2 protein-coding genes are annotated in these 1,038 nt (G+C 63.3%); one reads left to right on the top strand and one right to left on the bottom strand.

What is annotated here, in order from left to right; translation table 11 throughout:
• Positions 1-93: 93 nt before the first annotated feature.
• Entirely contained in the window at positions 94-675 is a 582-nt protein-coding gene (locus tag EOA38_RS37560; protein WP_245481034.1) for a putative glycolipid-binding domain-containing protein, read from the top strand.
• On the opposite strand, the gene EOA38_RS37555 is transcribed toward EOA38_RS37560, so the two are convergent.
• Complete coding sequence (locus tag EOA38_RS37555; RefSeq protein ID WP_126091761.1) at positions 672-980, bottom strand: antibiotic biosynthesis monooxygenase; 309 nt, start codon at positions 978-980, stop codon at positions 672-674. The genes EOA38_RS37560 and EOA38_RS37555 overlap by 4 nt on opposite strands.
• Positions 981-1,038: the final 58 nt, after the last annotated feature.

Genomic DNA, 1,038 nt, shown 5'->3' with positions numbered 1-1,038 from the left:
GCCGATACCGCGCCCATCTTGTCAGCACGTGGCAGCTTGATAAGTCCCGCGATGAAACAGGGCTGCTTCGCGGGCGAAGGAAAGGCATCGTTCTTGGAAGGGAGTGAAACATGCAGGCCTCGATCCTCTGGCGCCGGCTCGACCAGGAAGGGCACGACGTGCCTGCTTGCCAAGACCGGCGACGGCTGGAACCTGAAAGGGCAGGCCGTGTTCATACAGGAAGGCGCACCGTGCGGGCTTTCCTATGAGATCGACTGCGATGCCGGATGGCGGGCCCGCGCCGCGCGCGTTGCAGGATTTCTCGGCGGCGACGCACTCCACTATCAGTTCGACAGGCTTGATGACAGCGGTTGGACGCTCAACGGCAAAAGGCAGACGCAAGTGGCCGATCTTGTCGACCTCGACCTTGGTTTCACGCCGGCGTCGAATCTCCTGCCGATCCGGCGCCTTGGCCTGAGGCCCGGCATTTCGACGCCCGCTCCGGCGGCCTATCTGGCCTTTCCCGAGCTGAGGCTTGAACGCCTCGACCAGACCTATAGCCGCCTCGACGATACCCGCTATGCCTATGCCGCGCCGAAATTCGGCTACCACCAGGTGCTGGAGGTTTCGTCGTCCGGCTTCGTTGTCGACTATCCAGGTCTGTGGAAAGCCATCGCATGCGCCGAGCGCGCTTAAACACTGGTCGGCGTCGACAGGACGACCGCGGCATGGCTCATAATGACGCTTGCCGGCTCGATCGCCTGCATCGCCTCGCAATCGCCGATCTCGGTCATGATCCGCTGCGCCGCCGCCTGGGCCTGTTCGAGGCTCCGCCAGCGCACGACGTCGACCCAGCTTCCGTCCTCGCGCTCGCCGAGATGACGGCTGATAAAGCCGGGCTGGCGCGCGAGCCAGTCGGTGACGACGCCATTTTGGGCGACAAAGTCGGCCGCAGCCTCCGGCTTGAGACGGAAGCTGACGATTTCCAGCGTCTCGGTCATGAATTCCTCCCTGCGATTTCGTCACCCTTATCGCATAGTGGCGTGGGAATCTGTCAGG

This window comes from Mesorhizobium sp. M1E.F.Ca.ET.041.01.1.1, from assembly GCF_003997355.1.
GTDB lineage: Bacteria > Pseudomonadota > Alphaproteobacteria > Rhizobiales > Rhizobiaceae > Mesorhizobium.
The sequence above is the reverse complement of the archived record's forward strand: the minus strand, read 5'-3'. Positions and strand labels throughout refer to the sequence as shown.